The organism is Nonomuraea basaltis, from assembly GCF_005893125.1.
In the GTDB taxonomy this organism is placed as follows: Bacteria; Actinomycetota; Actinomycetes; order Streptosporangiales; family Streptosporangiaceae; genus Nonomuraea; species Nonomuraea basaltis.
Window position 1 is genome coordinate 1 of the sequence record NZ_VCJS01000460.1, and the last position, 3,559, is coordinate 3,559.

Consider the following 3,559-nt stretch of genomic DNA (forward strand, 5'->3'; position numbering starts at 1 on the left):
TCGCCATCCGGAACGCGTCGGAAAGCTGGCGCTGATCACTCCGAGCGTCATCGCCGTCGGCATCACGATCAGTGGAGAGGCCCGGCGGGCGACGGCCCTACTGCGCAAGGACGAGCCCTGGTTTCCGGCTCCGAGCCGTCCGCGCCTACGAATCCGCACCGGAGGGCACATCTGGTTCCGAGGAGGTAGCCGAAGGCCCTCAGGCCGAGAAGAGCCCGTGGCGCAGGGTCCGTTACTTCTTCGCCGAGCCATCGGTCCGCGTGGCCGTCTGCGCCAATCTGGACCGCGCGAGCCAGCGGATCGCCCCGCTGATCGCGGCGACCAGCGAGCTGACAGAAACGCAGGCTCGCGTGACCACGAACGCCCTCGTCTTCGGTTATTTCGCCGCACTTGAGCAGTGGTACCTCGACGGCGGCAGCCGCCCTATCGCCGACTACGTCGAGGAGGGCCTGCGTCCACTGCGCAGCGTCTGGCCGTCCTCTGACCACGAACATCCCGCATAAATTCCGCACGCACTCGCTTGGCGCCCGACGCCATCCAGACCAAATCGCCTTCCTTCGACGCCACCTTCCCTCGAGTTGACATCCGCCGTCCGCGAGGGCGCATGCGCCGGGCCGCCGACGGTTGTCGACCCCGGCGGAAGCCGATCCGGATGATCCTGCTTGCGCGGTCTGCGCAAATCTCGACCAGATCGCGGGTCATGGACATGGTGGGCGATTCGACCAACAGCGGATCGTGGGCTTCCGCCTCGCGGCGCGTAGGCGAAACGTTCCCCATACGTCACATTACGGACAAACCGTTTCTTGGAGTGCCATGTTGTACGGGCGTCAGGCGGAGCAGTCCGTCATCGGCGGGTTGCTGGAGGGCCGGTCCGGCGCTCTGGTGGTGCGTGGCGAGGCGGGCATCGGCAAGTCGGCCCTCCTGGAGTTCTCCGCGGCGAGCACGCGGGGACGGGTGCTGCGGGTGACCGGCGTCGAGCCCGAGACGGATCTGCCGTTCGCCGCCTTGCACCTGCTGCTCCGCCCGGTCGTCGATCACATCGAGGCGCTGCCGCAGCAGCAGGCGGAGGCGTTACGTGGCGCGCTCGGCCTCGGCGGCGACAACCGCGGAGACCGCTTCCTTGTCGGGCTCGCGACGCTCAGCCTGCTGGTGGAGCTGTCGGCGGCGGGCCCGGTGGTGTGCCTGGTCGACGACGCGCAGTGGCTGGACGGCGAGTCGGCCGACGCGCTGCTGTTCGCCGCACGCCGCCTGCATGACGAGCCCGTCGCCGTCCTGTTCGCGGCACGGGAGGGCGAGTTTCCCGCCAGGGGTCTGCCCGAGTTGCGGCTGGGCAAGCTGGACACCGAGGCCGCCCGCAAGCTTCTCGCCGAGCAGGCAGCGGACCTGCCGCCTGCCGCTCGCGACCAGTTGGTGGCCGAGGCCGGGGGTAACCCGCTGGCGCTGGTCGAGCTGCCCCGCATGCTCACGGGTGAGCAGCGCAAGGGCGCGCTCGTGCCGCTGTCGTTCTCGCTCGGTACGGCGCAGCCGGTGACGGACCGGGTGCTGATCGGTTTCCGTGATCGGATCGCGGCGCTGCCTGACGCTACCCGCTCCTGCCTGCTGGTGGCGGCCCTCGATCACCACGACGAGCTTGATGTGCTCGCGCGCGCGGTCGGCCTGCTCGGTGCCTCGCTGGCCGACTTCGCCGCAGCCGAGCGCGCGGGCCTGGTGCGGGTGGGCTTGGGGGGCGTGGTCTTCCATCACCCGCTGGTGCGTACCGCGGTGCTGCTGGCCTGTGACATCGCCGCCCGGATGGCCGCCCACCGGGCGCTGGCCGAGACCGTCGATGAGGACCGGCGAGCCTGGCACCTGGCCGCCGTCACCCTGCAGCCCGACGAGGAGGTGGCCGGGCAGCTGGAGAATCTGGCGCTGCGCGCGCGGCGCCGCGGCGGTCAGGCCGCGGTGTCGGCGGCCTACGCGCGGGCGGCCGAGCTGTCGGCCGACCCCGGCCAGGCCGTACGCCGGTGGACGGCCGCAGCCGGGGCCGCGGCCGAGGCCGGCCTGTGGCAGCGCGCGGGCGAACTGGTGGACAGGGCGCGCCACCAGATCGGGACGACGACGCCGACAGACGCCGTCCTGGCAGAGCTCGCCTACGTGCGCGCGAAGCTGGAGATCGAGGCGGGCCGGCCGCTGCAGGGGGTGCGGCTGCTGCACGAGGGAGCCGAGGCGGCCGACGACCTGCCCGCCAGGCTGTCGCTGCTCAGCCTGGCGGGCTTCTACACCTGGGCCAGTGCCACCCACCCCGACCAGCTCGCGCTGGCCCGCCGTACCGAGGAACTGTGCCCGGACGGCGACGGGCTGCCCGCTCTGGTGCGCACGATCAACCACGCCATCCGCCTGATCCTCGAGGGTGACGCCGTGACCACGCTCACCTACCCCATGCCGGACCAGGCCGAACGCATCCCGTCCGAGCTGCGCTTCATCATCGCCTACCAGAGCATGGTCCGCGCCGACCTCGACGGCATGCTGGAAGGCTCGGCCCAGCTCGTCCAGGACTGCCGGGCGGAGGGACGTCTGGGACGCATGCCCCAGGCCATGACGATCTTCACCATCGCGCAGCTCCTCAACGGACACCACCGCTCCGCGCGCGCCACCGTGGTCGCGGGTCTGGCCCTGGCCGCCGACGTCGGCCAGCCGCAGTGGAGCAGCTACCTGGCGGGCGTGCACGCCTGGCTGTCCGCGATCGCCGGCGCGCAGGAGGAATGCGCGGCGATGGCCGCGCAGGCCATCCGGGAGGCCGGCCACCGCCGGTGGATGCCGGGATACTGCTGGGCCGAGTACGCCCTCGCGGCACTGGACTTCGGGCTGGGCCGCTACGAAGCGATGCTCGACCGGGTGGACCGCGCCATGTCCGGTCCCACCCGCCATGCCTTCCTGTGGCGATACTCCTGGCCCGACTACATCGAGGCCGCCGTCCGGATCGGGGATCCGCAGCGTGCCCGGGACCAGCTCCGTCGCTACACGGAGTGGGCCGAGGCCACAGGTCAGGCCAGGCCGCTTGCCGTACTGCATCGGGTCCGTGCGCTGCTGGCCCCGGACAGCGAGGCCATGGGCCTGTACGAACGTGCGCTGGCCCTGCACGGCGAGGGCGAGCAGCCCTTCGACGAGGCACGCACCCGCCTGGTCTACGGGGAGTGGCTGCGCCGAACCAGGCGGCGCGCCGAGGCGCGCGGCCAGCTCCAAGCCGCCATGGATGCCTTCGACCGGCTCGGCGCGACCCCGTGGGCTGCCCGCGCTGCCGCCGAACTGCGCGCCACCGGCCTCTCCCAGCCGGATCGCTCTGGTGCCGGAGATCCGCTGGACGTGCTGACCCCGCAAGAGCTCCAGGTGGTACGGCTGGCCGTCACCGGCGCCTCCAACCGCGAGATCGGCGCGCAACTCTTCCTCAGCCCGCGCACGGTCGCCTCCCACCTGTACAAGGCCTTTCCCAAGCTGGGCGTCTCCTCGCGCGCCGAACTGACCAGGCTCCCAGGACTGATCTGAGGGTAGGTCACACTCGGCGGTAGATGATCGGCTGCGC

Annotated in this window: 2 protein-coding genes; both read left to right on the plus strand. The window is 71.6% G+C overall.

Annotation, left to right across the window (positions count from 1 at the left end; all coding sequences use genetic code 11):
- Window positions 1-71 precede the first annotated feature (71 nt).
- On the plus strand, window positions 72-503 hold the full coding sequence (locus tag EJK15_RS78385; RefSeq protein WP_171075419.1) for an acyl-CoA-like ligand-binding transcription factor: 432 nt from the start codon (window positions 72-74) through the stop codon (window positions 501-503).
- Window positions 504-813: 310 nt separating this feature from the next.
- Window positions 814-3,522, plus strand: coding sequence for a LuxR C-terminal-related transcriptional regulator (locus EJK15_RS68285; RefSeq protein WP_138720770.1), 2,709 nt, complete (start codon window positions 814-816; stop codon window positions 3,520-3,522).
- The last annotated feature ends 37 nt before the right edge of the window (window positions 3,523-3,559 follow it).

Bases quoted from the DNA above. Each gene is read 5' to 3' on its own strand.
- EJK15_RS68285 (WP_138720770.1), top strand. From the start codon at position 814: ATGTTGTACGGGCGTCAGGCGGAGCAGTCCGTCATCGGCGGGTTGCTG.